20 protein-coding genes are annotated in these 18834 nt (G+C 56.5%); 15 read left to right on the top strand and 5 right to left on the bottom strand.

Going from position 1 to position 18834, the window contains the following annotated elements:
- Nucleotides 1-85: 85 nt before the first annotated feature.
- Nucleotides 86-382: a GNAT family N-acetyltransferase gene (locus tag BUA39_RS13065; protein ID WP_072793654.1), complete on the top strand. Its 297-nt coding sequence runs from the start codon at nt 86-88 to the stop codon at nt 380-382.
- Nucleotides 383-391: 9 nt separating this feature from the next.
- The gene (locus BUA39_RS13070) at nt 392-1363 is read left to right on the top strand and encodes a pirin family protein (RefSeq protein WP_072793655.1); all 972 of its coding nucleotides are present in this window, start codon (nt 392-394) and stop codon (nt 1361-1363) included.
- Between the two features lie 58 nt (nt 1364-1421).
- On the opposite strand, the gene BUA39_RS13075 is transcribed toward BUA39_RS13070, so the two are convergent.
- Nucleotides 1422-2999 (bottom strand): bifunctional metallophosphatase/5'-nucleotidase, encoded by a 1578-nt coding sequence (locus tag BUA39_RS13075; protein WP_072793656.1) that lies wholly within the window; start codon nt 2997-2999, stop codon nt 1422-1424.
- A gap of 153 nt (nt 3000-3152) precedes the next feature.
- Here BUA39_RS13075 and BUA39_RS13080 point away from each other — a divergent pair, with 153 nt between their 5' ends.
- From BUA39_RS13080 to arsC, 3 genes are read left to right on the top strand one after another with little or no spacing between them, the layout of a single operon-like run.
- Nucleotides 3153-3494 carry a DUF952 domain-containing protein gene (locus tag BUA39_RS13080; RefSeq protein ID WP_072793657.1) on the top strand — a complete coding sequence of 114 codons (342 nt, stop codon included), beginning with the start codon at nt 3153-3155 and terminating at the stop codon, nt 3492-3494.
- The gene (locus BUA39_RS13085) at nt 3491-4549 is read left to right on the top strand and encodes a quinone-dependent dihydroorotate dehydrogenase (protein ID WP_072793658.1); all 1059 of its coding nucleotides are present in this window, start codon (nt 3491-3493) and stop codon (nt 4547-4549) included. Before BUA39_RS13080 ends, BUA39_RS13085 begins: the two co-directional genes overlap by 4 nt.
- Nucleotides 4546-4884: an arsenate reductase (glutaredoxin) gene (gene arsC / locus BUA39_RS13090; RefSeq protein WP_072793659.1), complete on the top strand. Its 339-nt coding sequence runs from the start codon at nt 4546-4548 to the stop codon at nt 4882-4884. The genes BUA39_RS13085 and arsC overlap by 4 nt, the downstream gene beginning before the upstream one ends.
- On the opposite strand, the gene BUA39_RS13095 is transcribed toward arsC, so the two are convergent.
- Genes BUA39_RS13095 through BUA39_RS13105 form a run of 3 tightly spaced genes read right to left on the bottom strand, consistent with a single transcriptional unit; the run spans nt 4881 to nt 7142 of the window.
- A complete protein-coding gene (locus tag BUA39_RS13095; protein ID WP_072793660.1) occupies nt 4881-6203 on the bottom strand; it encodes an MATE family efflux transporter in 1323 nt (440 codons plus the stop codon). The two genes, arsC and BUA39_RS13095, sit on opposite strands and share 4 nt — an antisense overlap.
- 4 nt (nt 6204-6207) lie before the next feature.
- Nucleotides 6208-6720, bottom strand: a complete 513-nt coding sequence (locus tag BUA39_RS13100) for a PaaI family thioesterase (RefSeq protein ID WP_072793661.1) — start codon at nt 6718-6720, stop codon at nt 6208-6210.
- Nucleotides 6717-7142: a PaaI family thioesterase gene (locus BUA39_RS13105; protein ID WP_072793662.1), complete on the bottom strand. Its 426-nt coding sequence runs from the start codon at nt 7140-7142 to the stop codon at nt 6717-6719. The genes BUA39_RS13100 and BUA39_RS13105 overlap by 4 nt, the downstream gene beginning before the upstream one ends.
- A 119-nt stretch (nt 7143-7261) precedes the next feature.
- Between BUA39_RS13105 and BUA39_RS13110 the strand changes: the two genes are divergently transcribed.
- From BUA39_RS13110 to BUA39_RS13155, 10 genes are all read left to right on the top strand, one after another.
- Nucleotides 7262-7630, top strand: coding sequence for a MerR family transcriptional regulator (locus BUA39_RS13110; protein ID WP_072793663.1), 369 nt, complete (start codon nt 7262-7264; stop codon nt 7628-7630).
- A gap of 283 nt (nt 7631-7913) precedes the next feature.
- Entirely contained in the window at nt 7914-8315 is a 402-nt protein-coding gene (locus BUA39_RS13115; RefSeq protein WP_072793664.1) for a MerR family transcriptional regulator, read from the top strand.
- Nucleotides 8316-8333: 18 nt separating this feature from the next.
- The gene (locus tag BUA39_RS13120; protein WP_072793665.1) at nt 8334-10109 is read left to right on the top strand and encodes an acyl-CoA dehydrogenase C-terminal domain-containing protein; all 1776 of its coding nucleotides are present in this window, start codon (nt 8334-8336) and stop codon (nt 10107-10109) included.
- A gap of 9 nt (nt 10110-10118) precedes the next feature.
- Nucleotides 10119-10331 carry a hypothetical protein gene (locus BUA39_RS13125; protein ID WP_072793666.1) on the top strand — a complete coding sequence of 71 codons (213 nt, stop codon included), beginning with the start codon at nt 10119-10121 and terminating at the stop codon, nt 10329-10331.
- Nucleotides 10332-10595: 264 nt separating this feature from the next.
- Nucleotides 10596-11237 carry a glutathione S-transferase family protein gene (locus tag BUA39_RS13130; RefSeq protein WP_072793667.1) on the top strand — a complete coding sequence of 214 codons (642 nt, stop codon included), beginning with the start codon at nt 10596-10598 and terminating at the stop codon, nt 11235-11237.
- 10 nt (nt 11238-11247) lie between these two features.
- Nucleotides 11248-12459 carry an acetyl-CoA C-acetyltransferase gene (locus BUA39_RS13135; RefSeq protein WP_072793668.1) on the top strand — a complete coding sequence of 404 codons (1212 nt, stop codon included), beginning with the start codon at nt 11248-11250 and terminating at the stop codon, nt 12457-12459.
- Nucleotides 12459-12932: a cupin domain-containing protein gene (locus BUA39_RS13140; protein WP_072793669.1), complete on the top strand. Its 474-nt coding sequence runs from the start codon at nt 12459-12461 to the stop codon at nt 12930-12932. The genes BUA39_RS13135 and BUA39_RS13140 overlap by 1 nt, the downstream gene beginning before the upstream one ends.
- Nucleotides 12929-15118, top strand: coding sequence for a 3-hydroxyacyl-CoA dehydrogenase NAD-binding domain-containing protein (locus tag BUA39_RS13145; RefSeq protein WP_072793670.1), 2190 nt, complete (start codon nt 12929-12931; stop codon nt 15116-15118). The genes BUA39_RS13140 and BUA39_RS13145 overlap by 4 nt, the downstream gene beginning before the upstream one ends.
- Nucleotides 15119-15284: 166 nt before the next feature.
- Nucleotides 15285-16913 carry an AMP-binding protein gene (locus BUA39_RS13150; RefSeq protein ID WP_072793671.1) on the top strand — a complete coding sequence of 543 codons (1629 nt, stop codon included), beginning with the start codon at nt 15285-15287 and terminating at the stop codon, nt 16911-16913.
- A gap of 81 nt (nt 16914-16994) precedes the next feature.
- Nucleotides 16995-18005, top strand: a complete 1011-nt coding sequence (locus BUA39_RS13155; protein ID WP_072793672.1) for a hypothetical protein — start codon at nt 16995-16997, stop codon at nt 18003-18005.
- A gap of 19 nt (nt 18006-18024) precedes the next feature.
- Here BUA39_RS13155 and BUA39_RS13160 read toward each other — a convergent pair whose 3' ends face one another.
- A complete protein-coding gene (locus tag BUA39_RS13160; protein WP_072793673.1) occupies nt 18025-18786 on the bottom strand; it encodes a hypothetical protein in 762 nt (253 codons plus the stop codon).
- Nucleotides 18787-18834: the final 48 nt, after the last annotated feature.

The following is an 18834-nucleotide window of genomic DNA, read 5'->3' on the forward strand; positions in this document are numbered from 1 at the left end:
CGCACAGCTATCGTGCATCGGCGCAAGTTGGAATGAAGAGCAAACCACCCTACCCTTATCCAGGTACGCTACGGAGGGAACTGCTATGCCCGACATTTCTATTGAACGGCAGGAAGACGGCAATAAGGCCCGCTATATTGCTACAGTCGACGGCGTCGTGGGGATTGGTGAACTAACGATCTCCAAGGCGAATGATCACCTGATCATTGCAGACCACACTGAGACTCCGCAGGCGATGCGTGGCATGGGCGTGGGCACAGCATTGGCAAGGCGCTTGGTCCAAGATGCCCGCGCGGCGGATCAGAAAGTCATCCCTCTCTGTCCATTTGTGAAATCCTTTGCCCAACGTCACCCTGCCGAAGTTGTCGGCGTCATTGATTAGGAGATCGCCATGAGTTGGAACCCCAATCAGCATCCCGAATTGTTCACAGCTGCGACGATGGATGATATCGAAACGCAGATCATCCCGCGCGCCCGCGATATCGGTGGCTTTGAAGTCAGACGCGCCCTGCCCGCGCCGCAGCGACAGATGGTCGGCCCCTTTATCTTCTTTGACCAAATGGGGCCTGCAGAGTTCATAGATCACAACGGAATCGACGTGCGCCCGCACCCACACATCGGCCTCGGGACGGTGACATACCTTTACGAAGGCGAGTTTGAACACCGCGACAGCCTAGGCACCCATCAAATGATCCATCCGGGCGAAGTGAACTGGATGCTTGCGGGCAAAGGCGTGACCCATTCTGAACGCACTTCTGAAACGACCCGCAGCAAGCCGCACAATATGTTTGGGATTCAGACATGGGTCGCGCTGCCCGAAGACAAAGAAGACATGGCGCCAGATTTTGAGCACCACAAAAAGGATGCCTTGCCGTATTTCCAGGACGGCGGCACCTCTGTCCGCCTGATCCTTGGCACGGGCTATGGTGCGACTGCGCCGGTCACCATGCAATCCGAGATTTTCTATATCGATGCCGTCTTAAAACCGGGCGCTTGGTTTCCATTGCCAGACGAGCACGAAGATCGCGGTATCTATGTCACCACCGGCAGCATCGACGTCGCGGGGCAGTCATTTGAGGCAGGCCAGATGATGGTTTTCCGGCCCGGCGACAAAATGGCGGTCAAAGCAGGCCCAACCGGGGCGCGGCTGCTGGCGCTTGGCGGCGCAACCCTAAACGGACCGCGATACATTTGGTGGAACTTTGTGTCTTCATCGTTGGAGAAAATTGACCTCGCCAAGCAAGGCTGGAAGGCACAGGATTGGTCGCAGGGGCTGTTTTCATTGCCGGCGGGAGATAGCGAAGAGTTCATCCCCATCCCGCCCGAGATGGAGAGGATGCGTCCTAAGAAATGGGATAGGTAAAAAGAAAAGAGCGCGGAGAAAACCGCGCTCTCTCTTTACCTCAGTCAACGCCAAAGACCTATTTGATGGTGATACGGCCATCCGTGTAAGGCTGATACGGCGCATTGGCCGCGATGTAGTCGGCGGCGACTTCTGCCAAGTCAGGGCCAAAATCATAGGCATCCATGGCGTCGCGGAACATTGCATATCCGTCCCCGCCATTGCGCACAAAGTTGTTCGACACAATGCCATAAGTTTTGGTCATGTCGATTTCGGTCCAAGCGCCATCCATCATCACCATCATGTCGCCGATCCGTGCACCGTATTCCTGTGCAGGATCAATGGTGAATTTCATCCCAGACACCTGCGCGAAGCGACCATCCTTGTCGGGATCGTCATACTGCGCAACGGCGTTTTCCAAGGCCGCTTTCAGGGTTTCGCCGGTGATGAAGAACGTCGACAAGGTGTTCTGGAATGGCAGCACGGTATAGACCTCTCCCATGGTGACATCGCCAGCATCAATAGACGCCCGGATACCACCGCCATTGGCCAATGCGATCTGGATACCCTGGTCTTTGACGCGATCCAGCATCGCATCTGCCACCAAGTTGCCCATTGCGCATTCCTTTGTCCGGCAATTCGCGCGCTCACCATCGATCATCTCTGCCGCGCTGGCGACAACTTTGTTGCGGATTTCATCCAGCGGTACGGCAGCCTCAGCGATACGCGCCTTCACCCCTGCGTTCTCTGCAATAAAGCGGTCCATGATTAGTGGTTCGCCCATCGCCGAAACCACTTTGCCGTCATCGTCAAAGACAACGTTCAACTGGCCAAGGAACTTGCCATAGGCATAGGCATGCACAATCTGGGTATCTCCAACAACAGTCGGATAAGGCCCTTCTGCACGGTCAGAGACATTGGACAGATAGGTGTTGGTGTGCCCGCCAACAATCACGTCAACGCCGGTTGTGTTTTCCGCAACCATCTTGTCCGTCGCATAACCTGAATGCGACAGCACGATGATCTTGTTGATCCCTTCTGCGGTCAGACGATCAACTTCGGCTTGCACGGCATCCACTGCGCGGGTGAATGTAATATTGTCACCGGGGGAGGACAGCTCATCGGTGTTTTCAGGCGTCAAACCGATCATCCCGATCTTTTCGCCACCTTTTTCAATCACAGTGGATTTTTTCAGAACACCCGCCAGCGCTGGCTCTGCCGATACATCCGCGTTGGACATCAGAACCGGGAAGCTCACGGCGTCCATGAACCCGCGCAGAACTTCTGGCCCGTCGTCGAATTCGTGGTTGCCAACGGTCATGCCATCATAACCAAGTGTGTTCATCATCTCGGCGGCAAGCTTGCCTTTGTAGTAAGTGTAAAACAGCGTGCCTTGGAATTGATCGCCACCATCAACAAGGATCGTGTTTTCATATTGCGCACGCGCCGCGTCCACCGCGGATTTCAGGCGCGCCGAACCGCCATAGCATTTGCCCTCGGCATTGCTTTCCTCCGAGCAGCCGGAATCAAAGCGGCTGATTGGTTCAAAACGGGCGTGAAAATCGTTGGTGTGCAGGATTGTCAGCGCATAGTCAGCAGCCGCCATCCCCGTGGTCATCGCAAGTGCGGCCGCACTTGTCAGGCATCGTTTAAGCATAATTCTCCCCTTCGCTTGTTATAGGTCAGATTTGGCCACAGATTTGACCCATGAGTCAAAACTCTTGTTACGGAAACTACGGTTCAGGCGGTAACAAGGGCATGACATGTGCAATGGCTTGACCATTGAGCACGCGGAAGGCATTTGGTCGGCATGCTGATTTTCAAGATATTTCGCGCAGACGAATGGGCTGCATTTCAAGCCGAGGGCAAAACCGCCGGCGCGCCTGTGGATCTGCGGGATGGCTTTGTGCATTTCTCTACCGCCGAACAGGTTGCAGAGACTGCGGCCAAGCATTTTGCAGCATTGGATGACCTTTGGCTGCTTGCGCTAGAGGCCGAAGCACTTGGCGACAAACTGCTATGGGAGGTGTCGCGGGGCGGCGCGAAGTTCCCGCATCTCTACCGAGAAATGCAACTGAGTGAAGTGCTTTGGGCAAAGCCCCTGCCGCTCGTCGATGGCATGCATCAATTCCCACCGGAGGTAGTCGTATGAACTTGCTAGAAAAAATCGGTATGCCGTTGCTGCATAAGATTGACCCGGAAACCTCTCACGGGCTGGCGATCAAAGCGCTGCGCGTCGGTGCGGCCGCTGCGCCGGGGTTGATTACGTCGTCGCGTTTGCGCACGCATTTTGCAGGGTTGGACCTGCCAAATCCGGTTGGTCTGGCCGCTGGTTTTGACAAAAACGCCACCGCTCTATTGGGCCTGTCGCGCGCTGGATTTGGTTTTTTTGAAGTTGGCGCCGCCACCCCGCGACCCCAACCCGGCAATCCCAAGCCGCGTCTCTTCCGTTTGACCGAAGATCGCGCCGCCATCAATCGCTTTGGGTTTAACAACGACGGGATGGAAGCGATTGCCACTCGTCTGGCGCAACGTCCGCGCGACGCGGTGATCGGGCTGAACCTTGGCGCCAACAAGGATTCTGAGGACCGTGCCACAGATTTCGCCAAAGTGCTGGCCCATTGCGGTGCACATCTGGATTTCGCAACCGTGAACGTCAGTTCCCCGAATACCGAAAAACTGCGCGACCTGCAGGGCAAGGCGGCACTCTCCGCGCTGTTGGCGGGCGTCATGGAGGCGCGGGCCGGGTTGGAACGCAAAATCCCAGTGTTTTTGAAAATTGCCCCTGACCTAAGTGAGGCAGAATTGGCCGAAATCGCCGAGGTCGCCACTGAAAGCGGGTTGGATGCGGTGATCGCGACCAACACGACTCTGGACCGCGACGGGTTACTCTCAGCACATCGTGATGAAAAAGGCGGTCTATCCGGCGCGCCGCTGTTTGAAAAATCGACGCGTGTTCTGGCGCAGCTTTCCAAGCTGACGGAGGGCAAACTGCCGTTGATCGGTGTCGGCGGCATCAGCAACGCTGACCAAGCCTATGCCAAAATCTGCGCCGGGGCTTCGGTGGTGCAGCTTTACACCGCGCTTGTTTACGGCGGTCTGTCACTGGTCAAGGACATCGTGCGTGGCCTTGACGAATTGCTGGCACGCGATGGCTTTGCCAACGTCCATGAGGCGATCGGTTGCAAACGAGAGGACTGGCTATGATCACCATCTGGCACAACCCGCGCTGTTCGAAATCGCGTCAGACGTTGGCTTTGATTGAGGGCAAGGGCGCTGTGACGATCCGCAAATACCTCGAAGACGCGCCAAGCGAAGCTGAAATTCGCGAGGTTTTGAGCCTATTGACTATTCCCGCCATCGCCTTGATGCGCACCAGCGAAGCCGAGTTCAAAGACCGCGGCCTGAGCAAAGACAGCAACGAGGACACATTGATCGCTGCCATGGTGGCTGTGCCGAAATTGATCGAACGCCCGGTGGTCATCGCCAATGGCAAAGCGCGCATAGGGCGGCCACCTGAAATCGTATTGGATATCCTTTAAGCCACAGCGCGTTCAAGCGCCGGATAGCGCAGGCCAAGCGTAATGCCCCGCGCAGCAAAAGAGATCAGCAGCGCAGCCCAAAGTCCGTGATTGGCAAAGATTGGGGTCAAAGCCAAAACCGCAACAACATAAATTGCCGTGCTGACCACCATCATATTGCGCATATCGGCGCCTCGCGTCGCGCCGATAAAGATGCCATCCAACATCCATGACGCGCACCCGACCAAAGGCGCGGCAATCATCCACGGCAAATAGACCCGCGCCTCTGTCTGAACGCCGGGCGCTTTGGCCATGACATCAATCAACCATGGCCCTCCGATGACAAAGAAGAGTGCCATGCTCACACAGGTGACCGCGCCCCAGAAGGAACACATCAACGCGGCCTTGCGCAGCCGCGCCACATTGTGCTGCCCCACTGCCCGCGCAATCAGCGCCTCGGCGGCGAAGGCAAAGCCGTCCATCGCATAGGCCACAATATAGGTGAATTGGATCAACACTTCGTTGGCCGCCAGCGTCACGTCGCCAAAGCCCGCGCCAAGGAATACAAAGCTTGAGAATATCGCCATCAGCAGCGCCGACCGGATCAGGATATCCGCGTTCAAAAGCCCCATGCGGATCAGCTTGACGCGGTCAAACACACGCGCCCAATTGCGCCATTCTACATGCTGGAAGGCATCGCGGCAGAACCAAAGCCCTAGCCCTGCACCTGTGAGTTCCGCCAGCACCGTCGCAATCGCAACACCTTCAACGCCCCAACCCAGTCCAAGCACAAACCAAAGGTCCAACAGGATGTTCAGCCCGTTCATCACAAGCTGAACCCAAAAAACACCGCTGGTGCGTTCCATCGCCACAAGCCAGCCGGTGACAGCATAGACAGCAATCGCCGCCGGTGCGGTCCATATCCTGATGGTCAGATAACTGCGCGCCAGACCTTCGACCTCGTCCGACGCGGGTGACAGCCAAAAAGCCGCCGCAAAGATGGGCAGTTGCAGCAAGATCAAGAGCAGCCCCCCGGCCCCGGCGATCATCAAGGCGCGGGTCAGGATGGCCGACACTTCGGCATCATCATCCGCCCCAGCCGCCTGCCCAACGAGCCCCGCAGTGCCCATGCGCAGGAAGCCGAATATCCAGTATACGGTCGATAGAATAATCGCGCCCATCGCGACCGCCCCAATCGGCGCGGCCTCGCCAAGCTGGCCAACGACGCCAACGTCTACCGCCCCAAGGATAGGTACCGTGGCATTGGAAAGGACCACCGGGACCGCGATCTTAAGGATTCGTCGATGTGTGATCTCAGGCGCAGCAGCCCGCGCGCTCATGGCTTCAGCTTCCCATCGGGGCAGGCATCAGGAAATGCCCGGTCGCCTGTGCAAAAAGCTTGTCGCGCCGATCTTGCCAGGCTTCCACATGCACCGATGCATAGCGCCGCCCAGAGCGGTTGACGCGCGCGCGTGCATAGGCATCCCTTGGCAGACCAGAACGCAAATAGTCGACCGTGAAATCGATGGTTTTGGGTAGGCGCGGCAGATGGCCTTGCTCAAGTTCATCCAAAGACAACACGCCGCTCTCCATATCTTCCCAAAGCGTGGACCAACTCAGCCCGATCAATGACGCGATTTCAAGAAACGCAGCCGTCGCCCCGCCATGCAGGGCGGGCAGCATTGGGTTGCCTATATTGCTTTCTTGAAAGGTCATGATCCCCGTCAGTTCATCGCCGCGACGTTCGAACTGAATGCCAAGGAATTCACAATACGGGATGCTGTGCGCCAACGCTGTCAAAGCCGCATCGCGACGTTGTTTGACGACCTGCACCGGTTCTGGACGAGGGCGGCTCATGCTTTTTTCTCCGCTGTAAAGGCACCGGTTGCCGTGGCAACAGGATTGGCGCGGTCGTTGTCATAGGATTTCGCACGTACAAATGCGACAGTCCGGGTCAGGTGGTAAACTTCGGCCCGCGCGATCACCCGTTCTCCAGGTGTGGCGCCGCGCATGTAGTCGATCCGCAAGTCAATTGTCGCCGTCGCACCTGCCACGTCCGGGTGGCTCATCACTGCGGCACCACAGCAGGTGTCCATCAAGGCAGAAACCGCTCCTCCAGAGATAACACCGGTCTCTGAGTCGCCAACAAACCGCGCGTCATAATCCATTTCAAGTTGGGCGATGCCATCTGAGATTTCGGTGATTTCCATGCCCAGCGCCTTGGCATGCGGGATCGCTTCGATAAATTGCTGCGCCTGTTTCAATTGCTCTTTGCTCACGCCTATCCCTCTTTCAACTCTCTGACATTAGACCCGCAGAAAACGTCGCGACGCATCTCACCTGCCCTGTTGCTCTCTTTGAACACTCCGCCTAAGTTTCTCTCAAGGGAGAACTTGTTATGACTACGCAGCGTCTGACCTTCAAGGAAATGTGCGCGAAATTCGACGTAACGCCAAGAACTTTGCGGTACTACGAATATATCGAACTGCTGGCACCCGAGCGCGAGGGGCGCTCTCGGTATTATGGACCACGCGAAGTGGCACGCATGACATTGATCATGCGGGGACGTCGGTTTGGCCTGAAACTGGAACAGTTGCGTCAATGGTTGCTGATCTACGAAAAAGAAGGCAGCGACGTGCAAATGGCCGCCTTTGTCGAGATGGCAGATGAGCAATTAAAGAACCTGTACGAACAGCGCGAACAGCTAAACGAAGCGATTCAGGAACTTGAAGAACTGCGGGATGAGACTGCGAACTCGCTGAAATAGCGCAATGAGCGGAAAACGCCGTAACGTCACAAAATCGGCATGGCGAATTCGGCGAGAAATTATTTAATAATTAAAATCAATTACTTAACTCCCCACCAGCATCCTACGCCTCCTTTCCCCCAACACTCACATTAAGTTTACGTGAAGTCAGGTTACGTAACCCTAGAATTGACGTTGAACCCCACTTACGTAAACGTAAAGGCGGAGGATCGGTGTGCACTTGCAAATTCCAGTCATGCAGGAGCAGCGCGCCGGATACGATTGACGACGTAAGGGGAGACTGATGACAGACGACTTTATGACGATCCGTGAAATGTGTGATGCCTTTGGCGTCACCCCACGCACATTGCGGTTTTACGAAGCTAAGGAACTGCTTTTTCCAGTTCGCGACGGACAGAAACGTTTGTTCACGCGCCGGGACCGTGCGCGGTTGAAACTGATCTTGCGCGGCAAACGCTTTGGCTTCTCGCTCGAAGAAATTCGCCAGCTTCTGAACCTTTATGACATGGGTGACCAGCAGCTTACGCAGCTCAGCCGCACCTATGAAATCGCGCAGGACCGCCTCGCAGATATGGAGCGCCAGCGCGAAGAGTTGGACGAAGCCATCGAAGACCTCAAAGAGCAGATGAAATGGGGGGAAAAGATGATCTCCTCCCTCAAACACGCGCCAAAAGCAGCGGAATAGATTCTCAGGAGGTCTGCCATGCCAAGTTACACAGCCCCCGTCAAAGACATGCAGTTCGTACTGCACGATGTGCTGAAAGTCAGCGATAGCGACACGCCCGGCTACTCTGATCTGGATCGCGATTTCACCGCTGCAATCCTTGAAGAAGCAGGCCGCATTAACAGCGAAGTGGTCGCACCGCTAAATTTGGTTGGCGATACCGAAGGCTGCCGGCTTGAGAACGGTGTAGTCTATACGCCGACTGGGTTCAAACAGGCCTTCGAGCAGGTCAAAGCTGGCGGCTGGACTGGGCTGGACATGCCCGAAGAATATAGCGGCCAGGGCATGCCTGTCGTGCTTGGCACAGCAGTGGGCGAGATGTTCTCTGCCGCCAACCAATCCTTCACAATGTACCAAGGCCTGACGCATGGCGCGGCATCGGCCATTCTGGCCCACGGGACAGAGGGGCAAAAATCGACTTACCTGCCGAATATGGTCAGCTGCCAATGGACCGGCACAATGAACCTGACGGAGCCCCATTGCGGCACCGATTTGGGGTTGATGCGCACCAAGGCCGTCCCGCAAGAGGATGGCAGCTACAAGATCACTGGCCAGAAAATTTTCATCTCTGCCGGCGAACATGACATGGCCGAGAACATAATCCACCTTGTTCTTGCAAAAATCCCGGGTGGGCCAGAGGGTATCAAAGGGGTCTCGCTGTTTATCGTGCCGAAGTTCCTTGTCAATGAAGATAGCGCGCTTGGCAGCCGCAATGGCGTGACGGTCGGCAACATCGAAAAGAAAATGGGCATTCACGGCAATGCGACCTGTGTCATGAATTATGACGAGGCAACCGGTTTCCTTCTAGGCGAAGAACACAAGGGCATGCGCGCCATGTTCACCATGATGAATGAGGCACGGCTGGGAGTGGGCATGCAAGGCCTGGCCCAGGCAGAAGCCGCCTATCAGAACGCTGTCTCCTATGCCAAAGACCGCCTGCAGGGCCGTGATGTGACCGGCGTGAAAAACCCGGAAGGGCCAGCCGACCCGCTGATCGTACATCCTGATATTCGCCGTGCGCTAATGGATCAGAAAAGTTTCGTCGAAGGCGGCCGCGCTTTTCTATTGTGGGGCGCACAGCTGATTGATCAGGCCCATCGGGCGGGTGACGAAGACGCAGATGGGCTGGTGTCCCTCTTGACCCCTGTCATCAAGGGGTTCCTGACCGATCAGGGCTATGACATGACCGTACAGGCCCAGCAGGTTTATGGGGGGCACGGCTATATCGAAGAACACGGCATGAGCCAGTTCACCCGCGACGCCCGGATCACCATGATCTACGAAGGCGCAAATGGGGTGCAGGCGCTGGATCTTGTGGGCCGCAAGCTGGCGCAAGATGGCGGCAAACACGTGATGGCCTTCTTTGATCTGGTCAAAGAATTCTGCAAAGAACACGCAGACGACGACGCCATGGCAGAGTTCACCGCGCCCCTGAAAACAGCAAGCAAACACCTGCAAGCCGCTGGCATGTACTTCATGCAGAACGGCATGAAAAACCCAAACCATGCGCTGGCGGGGTCCTATGACTTCATGCATCTTTTCGGCCATGTCTGCCTGGGCCTGATGTGGGCGCGGATGGCGCGGGCGTCCCTTGATGCACGTGCGAATGGCACGACCGATCCCGCGTTCCATGAGACCAAACTTGCCACTGCGCGCTACTATATGGCCCGCCGCCTACCGGCGACATCCATGCATCTGGCGCGCATCGAAAGCGGTGCGGATCCGGTGATGGCGCTGCCAGCAGAGGCCTTCTGAGGAAAGATCATGCCCAAGCGCTTTCGCCTCACCCGCCGCCTGCCAATTGCCGTGACCGAGGATGCGTATCGGAGGCTGAAACGGTTCTCACAGGACGCCGGACTGGACGAAGGTGAGGCACTGTCGTTCCTGTTTGAAAACTTCGACGCGGTTACGGATGACGAAAATCTGGCGCACCGCCTGCGCCAATTCAATTTGGAACTCGATGCGCGCAAACGCTGAGAAATGCAACGCGGTAAAGGTTGGAGAATTGAGTATTTTTGGAAAGATGAAACCATGGTCCACCCTACCCGCAGGCCATCGCGCGCGCGGCCTATGGGTAGGGTTTCACCTTTCACGGCCATCGGCTCTCCAGCCTGTACCGCGATACGACAGAACCACTGCAAGTTTAAGAAAATCCGAACGACATTCATCTTTCTACAAATACTCCACGGGGATCTGGGGGTGTGAAACCCCCAGCGTGACCCGTCAACCCATGAGGCGCATATGACCATCAAACTTTATTGCTTTGGCGAAAGCGGAAACGCTTACAAGGCCGCGCTGGCGCTGGAACTTTCGGGGCTCGCGTGGGAGCCGGTCTATGTGGATTTCTTTAATGGGGAGGCTCGGAGCGAGGCTTACCTCAACACCGTGAACGAGATGGGCGAAGTGCCCGTTATGGTCGACGGCGACTTGAAGCTAACGCAATCGGGCGTGATCCAACAATATGTCGCCGACAAATCTGGTAAGTTCGGAGGGCGAAACGACCAAGAGCGTTACGAAATTCTGCGTTGGGTGCTGTGGGACAACCACAAGCTTTCGTCACAAAACGGGATCACACGATTTCTTTTGAATTTCATTCCCGAAGACAAGCGCCCGACCGAGGCCATCGCTTTCTTGCAAGGCCGTCTGCAAGCCGCCTACAAAGTTCTAGAGGGTCATTTGGAGGGGCGAGACTGGATCGTTGGCGATGCGATCACCAATGCCGACATTTCTTGCTGCGGCTACCTCTTTTACCCGGAGCCTTACGGATTTGACCGCAAGGCCTGGCCAAATATCGACCGCTGGCTCGCCAATATCGAGGCCACGCCAGGTTGGAAACACCCCTATGATTTGATGCCCGGTCACCCAAGTGATCGTGGCTTGTAAGGAGAAGAGCATGTCTGACGCCTTTATCTATGACGCCGTGCGCTCTGTGCGCGGCAAGGGCCGCAAGGATGGTGCGCTGCATGAAGTGAGTGCGCCCTATCTGAGTGCCGCGGTTTTGAATGCGCTAAAGGTGCGCAACAATCTGGAAGGCCATGCAGTTGAGGACGTGATCTGGGGCAATGTCACTCAGGTCGGCGAACAAGGGGCGTGTTTGGCGCGCACGGCGGTTCTTGCCTCGGACCTTGATGAGAGCATCCCCGGCGTGTCGATCAACCGCTTTTGTGCTTCGGGTCTTGAAGCTGTCAATATGGCCGCAAACCAAGTGCGCGGCGGCGGCGGTGACGCTTACATTGCAGGTGGCGTCGAATGTATGAGCCGCGTGCCGATGGGCATGGACGGCGGCGCTATTGCCGTTGATCCCTCCATCGCAATTGACAACTACTTTGTGCCGCAGGGTATCTCCGCAGACATCATCGCGACCGAATATGGGTTTACGCGCGATCAGGCGGATGCGCTTGCGGTCGAAAGCCAACGTCGTGCCAAAGCGGCTTGGGATGCCGGTCATTTTGAAAAGTCCATCATTCCGGTTGAAGACATCAATGGCCTGCCGATCCTTTCGCACGATGAATACATGCGCCCCGAAACCGATATGCAGTCACTTGGCGTATTGAAGCCTTCGTTTAAAGACATGGGTGAATTCATGCCCGGTTTCGACAAGATCGCGCTGATGAAATACCCGCATCTAGAGAAGATCGAGCATATCCACCACGCCGGGAACTCTTCGGGTATTGTGGACGGCTCTGCCGCTGTTCTGATTGGCAACAAAGAATTTGGCGAGCGCATGGGGTTGAAACCCCGCGCGCGCATCAGATCGACGGCCAAGATCGGCACCGATCCGACAATCATGCTGACTGGCCCCGTCCCCGTGACTCAGAAAATCCTGCGAGAAAGCGGGATGGAGATTGGGGACATTGACCTATTTGAAGTCAACGAAGCCTTTGCATCGGTTGTTCTGAGGTTCATGCAAGCTTTTGACGCCGATCCGACCAAGGTCAACGTCAATGGCGGCTCTATCGCGATGGGTCACCCGCTGGGCGCAACCGGGGCTATGATCCTCGGTACGCTCTTGGATGAACTCGAGCGTTCGGGCAAAGAAACCGGTCTGGCGACACTGTGCATCGGCTCTGGCATGGGTGCTGCAACGATCATCGAGCGTGTCTGATGCCAAAGATTGATCTTGATAAAATCGCGCCTCGGACGGGCACCATCTACCCCGAAATCCACCACGCAGAGATGGCGGGGCGGTCAAGCTTGCGCTTCAGCGATGCAGCGGGGCTGACCCAGTTTGGGGCCAATATCACCATATTGGAGCCGGGCGCGAAATCGAGCTTGCGGCACTGGCATGAAACCCAAGACGAGTTCGTTATGGTGATGTATGGCACGGCAACTCTTGTCGATAACACTGGCGAGACTGAATTGACTGCGGGAGAATGCGCGGCCTTTCCGGCAGGTGATCCCAACGGCCATACAATTGTGAACAAGTCGGACGCAGAAGTCCGCTTTCTGGCCGTCGGTGCGCGCACCCCTACCGAAATCGCGTGGTACAGCGACCTTGATATGAAAGTGACCATCGATGAAGGTGGTTACGCCTTCACCCGCAAAGACGGCAGCCCCTATCCGGGAGATGATACATGACTGATTTTACAATGAATATCGATGCCGAGGGCATCGCGACTCTGGTTTGGGACACCCAAGGCAAAAGCATGAATGTGCTGAACCTTGAGGCACTGGAATTGCTGGACAAATACACCGATGAGGCGCTGGCGGATGACAACGTCAAAGGCATCATCATCACCTCTGGTAAGAAGGGCTCTTTTGCGGGGGGAATGGACCTCAATATCATCGCCAAAATGAAAGAGATGGCCGGCGATAATCCCGCCAAAGGTCTGTTTGATGGCATTATGAATATGCACCGCATCCTGCGCAAAATCGAACGTGCAGGAATGGACCCGAAGACCAACAAGGGCGGAAAACCGATAGCCTGCGTGATGCCCGGCACAGGTCTGGGCATTGGGTTAGAAATCCCCTTAGCGACACATCGGATTTTTGCTGCTGACAATCCCAAGGCCAAAATCGGCCTGCCAGAAATCATGGTCGGCATCTTCCCCGGTGCGGGCGGAACAACACGACTTGTCCGAAAGATGGGAGCCATGGCGGCAGCGCCTTTCTTGTTGGAGGGCAAGTTGAGCGATCCGCAAAAAGCCAAAGCAGCAGGTCTGATAGATGAGGTCAGCGATGACCCCATGGCGGCAGCACGCGCATGGATTTTGTCCGAACCTAAGATCGTCAAACCCTGGGATGAAAAAGGCTACAAGATGCCCGGGGGTGCACCCTATCACCCCGCAGGTTTCATGACATACGTTGGTGCATCTGCCATGGTGCACGGCAAAACTTGGGGCGCTTTCCCGGCGGCCAAGGCGCTGCTCAGCGCAGTTTATGAGGGCGCATTGGTGCCCTTTGACACGGCGCTAAAGATCGAAGCGCGCTGGTTTACAAATGTGCTGATGAACCCGAGCTCTGGGGCGATGATCCGGAGTCTATTCATCAACAAAGAGGCGCTGGAAAAGGGTGCGAACCGCCCTGCGGTTGACGATCAGAAGGTCAAAAAGGTTGGCGTGCTTGGCGCGGGTATGATGGGCGCTGGTATCGCCTTGATCTCTGCCAAAGCGGGGATCGACGTTGTGCTGATTGACCAGACCCAAGAGGCCGCGGATCGCGGTAAGGCCTATACGGAAAGCTATGCGGATAAAGGGATTGCGCGTAAAAAGGCCACGCCAGAACAGAAAGAGGCGATGCTTTCACGGATCACCGCAACCACCGATCTGGATACGCTGAAAGACGTCGACCTGATCATTGAAGCCGTGTTCGAAGACCCAAAGGTCAAGGCGGAGATGACCCAAAGGGTCGAAGCAATCATTCCCAAAGACGCGATCTTTGCCTCGAACACCTCGACCCTGCCAATCAGCGAACTGGCCAAGGCATCACGTCGAGCGGATCAGTTTATTGGTATCCATTTCTTCTCTCCGGTCGAAAAGATGCTGTTGGTTGAGATCATCAAAGGCAAAGAGACAGGCGACCGCGCGGTGGCCAAGGCGCTGGATTATGTCCGCCAGATCAAGAAGACCCCCATCGTGGTGAACGACGCTAGGTTCTTTTATGCCAATCGTTGCATCATCCCCTACATCAACGAAGGGCTGCGGATGGTTGGCGAAGGCGTGGCCCCTGCCCTCATCGACAATGCCGCGCAGCTGCTCGGCTTCCCGGTCGGGCCGCTGCAATTGGTCGATGAGACCTCAATCGATCTGGGTGCAAAAATCGCCCGTGCGACCAAGGCCGCGATGGGCGACGCCTACCCAGATGAGGCGGTGGATGAGGTGATTTTCTTTATGGAAAGCCAAGGTCGCCTGGGGCGCAAAGCCAAAGCGGGCTTTTATGACTACGACGACAAAGGCAAACGCCAAGGCTATTGGACCGGACTAAAGGATCAATACGCGCGGTTGGAAGAACAGCCCGATGTCACCGAAGTTCAAAACCGTCTGATGTTCGCACAGGTGCTTGAGGCGGTGCGCGCGCTTGAAGAGGGTGTTTTGGAAGATATCCGTGAGGGTGACGTTGGCGCGATCCTCGGCTGGGGATTTGCACCTTGGTCGGGCGGACCATTCTCTTGGCTTGATATTGTCGGTTCACCCTGGGCCGCAGCACAATGCGACACGCTCGAAGAAAAATACGGGGCGCGCTTTGCTTGCCCGACCCTTCTGCGTGACATGGCGTCAAATCTCGACAGTTTCTATGGCCGTTTCAACGGCGCGCAGGCTGCATAAAGCACTTCAGATACCCTCACCTTCCGCAGCTGGTTTCGCCCGGCTGCGGAAAGCCAACCCATTGAACGTCACGTAAAACTACGGACGTGTTCATACGGGTTTCGCGAATGCACCTTCCGCAGTAGGCTTTTCTCTATAGTTCGGATTGACTGGGGAGGGTTTTCCGATGGGATGGATGAAAGACGAAACCGGTTTGGGGAAAACCCCGGCCAATTATGTGCCACTAACGCCGCTGTCGCACTTGCATCGGGCGGCGCAAATCTATCCCGAGCGTCTTGCTGTGATCTACGGCAAGCATCGGGCCACCTACCAAGAGTATCATCAACACGTGACCCGCCTTGCCAGTGCGCTTGCAGGCATGGGCATTGAACCCGGCGATGTGGTGGCCACCCTGCTGCCAAACATCCCCGCTCAGGTCGAGGCGCATTTCGGCGTCCCGGCTTGCGGTGCAGTCTTGAACACCATCAACACGCGGCTTGATGTATCGACTGTCGCCTACATTCTGGATCACGGCGAGGCCAAGGTGCTTTTGGTGGACAGCGCGTTCATCCCTCTGGCTGAACAATCCATTGCCGCCATGGACGGTCCCGCCCCCACGATCATCGAGGTCGCCGACCCAAATGCAGGCATCGCTGCCACCGGAAACTACCCAGAATACGAAACGGTCCTTCGTGCAGCCGAGCCGGACTTTGGCTGGGTTTGGCCAGAGGACGAATGGGAAAGTCTTGCGCTGAACTACACATCTGGCACCACGGGGCGGCCCAAAGGGGTGGTTTACCACCATCGCGGGGCCTACCTGATGACGATGGGCACGCTGGTCAGTTGGCACATGGGCCAGACGCCTGTTTACCTGACGATTGTGCCACTTTTTCATTGCAACGGCTGGAACCACTGTTGGATGATCCCAATTGTGGGTGGCACTGTTGTGTGCTGCCGCGAAGTCACTGCAGCGAATGTTTTTAATGCCATCGCCGACGAGGGCGTCACACATTTTGGCGGGGCACCCATCGTTCTCAACACTTTAGTGAACGCCCCCGCAGAAGAGCGTCGCGATTTTGATCACGAGATTCAGGTATTCACCGCAGGCGCGCCCCCGGCACCAGCGACCCTCTCCAAGGTCGCAAAACTGGGCTTTAACGTCACCCATGTCTATGGCCTGACCGAGACCTATGGTCACGTTACCGAATGCCTGTGGCAGGCAGATCGATGGGACGGTGTCGACGAAGATCAAACCGCTGGGCTGAAAGCACGACAGGGCGTGGCAATGCCGATGGTGGAACCCGTTCTCGTGCGCTCAAGCGATCAGTCAACCGTGCCGCACGACGGTGCGACACCGGGCGAGATCGCCCTGCGCGGCAATACGGTGATGAAGGGGTATCTGAAGAACCCGGAAGCCACTGCAGAGGCCTTCAAGGGTGGGTATTTCAATTCTGGCGATATCGCAGTGCAGCATCCCGACAGCTATATCCAGATCGCGGATCGGGCCAAGGACATCATCATTTCCGGCGGCGAAAACATCAGTTCAGTCGAGGTTGAAAACACGCTGATGGCGCATCCCGATGTCCTGCTGGCGTCGGTTGTGGCGATGCCACATGAAAAATGGGGCGAAGTGCCCTGCGCCTTTGTTGAACTCAAAGAGGGCGCAACCGAGGATGTAGCCGCCCTAATCGCCTTCTCGCGCGAACGGCTGGCTGGCTTCAAAACGCCAAAACAGGTTGTCTTTGACACGCTGCCCAAAACGGCAACCGGCAAAGTGCAGAAATTTGAACTGCGCAAGCGGGCGGCAGACCTCTAGGTCAATTGCAGCGGGCTGTCATTGCGCGTAGACTGCGCCGCAAAAGAAGCGGCAACAATGGCACAAGGGCAGTCTTAAGCAATGACCGCGCTGAACAAATATCAGCGGCTCGAAGCATCGGGCCTTTGGCGTGCGAGCGCGGATGATCAGCGCCGAGAGGTGATTGCCTCAATTGGGGATGCAACGCTTGTGATCTCTGACTTGCAGGACCGCCCCCTGACCCATTGGTCAATCCCCGCAATCAAGCGCAGCAATCCGGGGAAATTGCCAGCAACCTACCACCCTGCGGGCGATCCTTCGGAAACCTTGGAACTCGCCGAAAACGAAGCAGAGATGGTCGCGGCGATCAGCAAACTGCAGCGCGCCATCCACCGCAAAGAGGCCCATCCCGGCCGCCTGCGTGGCGCCGTCGTGGCCGCAACCATCGCTGTTATTGCACTTGGCGGGTTTTTCTGGCTTCCGGGTGCACTGCGCCATCACGTGGCCAACGTCATGCCAGAGATCAACCGCGTTGTGATCGGCCAAGACGTGTTGCGCACCATGGCGCGGGCGACAGGCAATGCCTGTCACGAGGACATCGCTGATGGTGCCTTGGGTAAGTTGGCCTTGGAGCTTGGCATCAATGAAATTGTTGTTGTGCCCGGCGGCATACGCACCACTGCCAGCCTGCCGGGTGGTGTCGTATTACTCTCACGCGAGGTATTGGAAGACCACGAAGACCCAGCCGTTGCCGCAGGGTATGTGGCCGCTGAAATCCTACGCGCCGAACGCATTGATCCGCTGGTAACGCTGTTGGAAACCGGAGGGATCGCCGCAAGCTTCAGGCTTTTGACCACAGGACAACTGCAATCGGAAACTTTGAAATCCTACGCGGAACATCTGGTGACACAATCACCGGCCGAAGTTGATTACAACGCGTTGGCAGACCGCCTGACATCGCATGGCATTCCAGCAAGTCCATATGGCTATGCAGTTGATATATCCGGCGAAACCACCATCGAATTGATCGAGGCCGATGCCTTGATGACGCAATCCAAACCGATCATGTCAGATGGAGAATGGGTCTCATTGCAAGAGATCTGCAACCGTTAGGCCGTTGCAAAAATGCAGCTTATTTTGAGCGATCTTTCGCAGGCACAAGTATCAACCGACGCGGGACGGTTTGTGTCCAAATCGCATCCATCTTGGCTTTGCCAGCAAAGGTTTGCTCTGCCCGCTTTGGGTTCAGCCGATCATCTGTCCAAACCGGTGTGTAGCCCTTGGGTGGCTTGACCAAAGCGTTCGCCCGCTGCTCATAGACGTGACGCGGCACAACACGCACGTCGCCTGCAACTTCGCCCTCAATAACGACATCACCACGGCGCGGTTTCCGGTTCAAAACCCGTTCCGGCAGGGCTTTGCCCTCTGCCACTGTCACAACAGCTGGGGCGGCGTCCATCTTTGGCTCTGAGGGCTTCACAGCGACCGTCCGAGGCTGCGCCATGGCTTTGGGCTGAGACACAGGCTTCGGCATAACAACCGCGCGCTTGGCAGGTGTCGGCGCGCTGGCCGTTGGCAGCGGGGCCTCATCTGGCGTGATCTGCACCACCTCATAGGGTTGTTCCGCTGCGGCGCGTTCAGAGGCGTTCAGCGTGGGTTGAAAACCGCAGACCAGTTTCCGGTCTCGGGTCACACGAGGCACCCAGTTGGTCCCGCCGTTCACCCCCGCGCGCACAAAAACGCACCCACGGCTGTCAACATACTGGTTGCCTTGAAACGAGGCCGGAGGAAGTTCTGCTGGTGCGCCATCATTGCGCAATGTCTTGGCCATTGCCACATCGTAACTGGCAATCGAAGCGACAATCGCGATCACAACGGCTTTGGTCAAACGCATAACATCCCCACAATATATAGGGGGCAGATTAGCCTTATTCCGCTAAAT

The sequence above is a fragment of the Cognatishimia maritima genome, assembly GCF_900129685.1.
In the GTDB taxonomy this organism is placed as follows: domain Bacteria; phylum Pseudomonadota; class Alphaproteobacteria; order Rhodobacterales; family Rhodobacteraceae; genus Cognatishimia; species Cognatishimia maritima.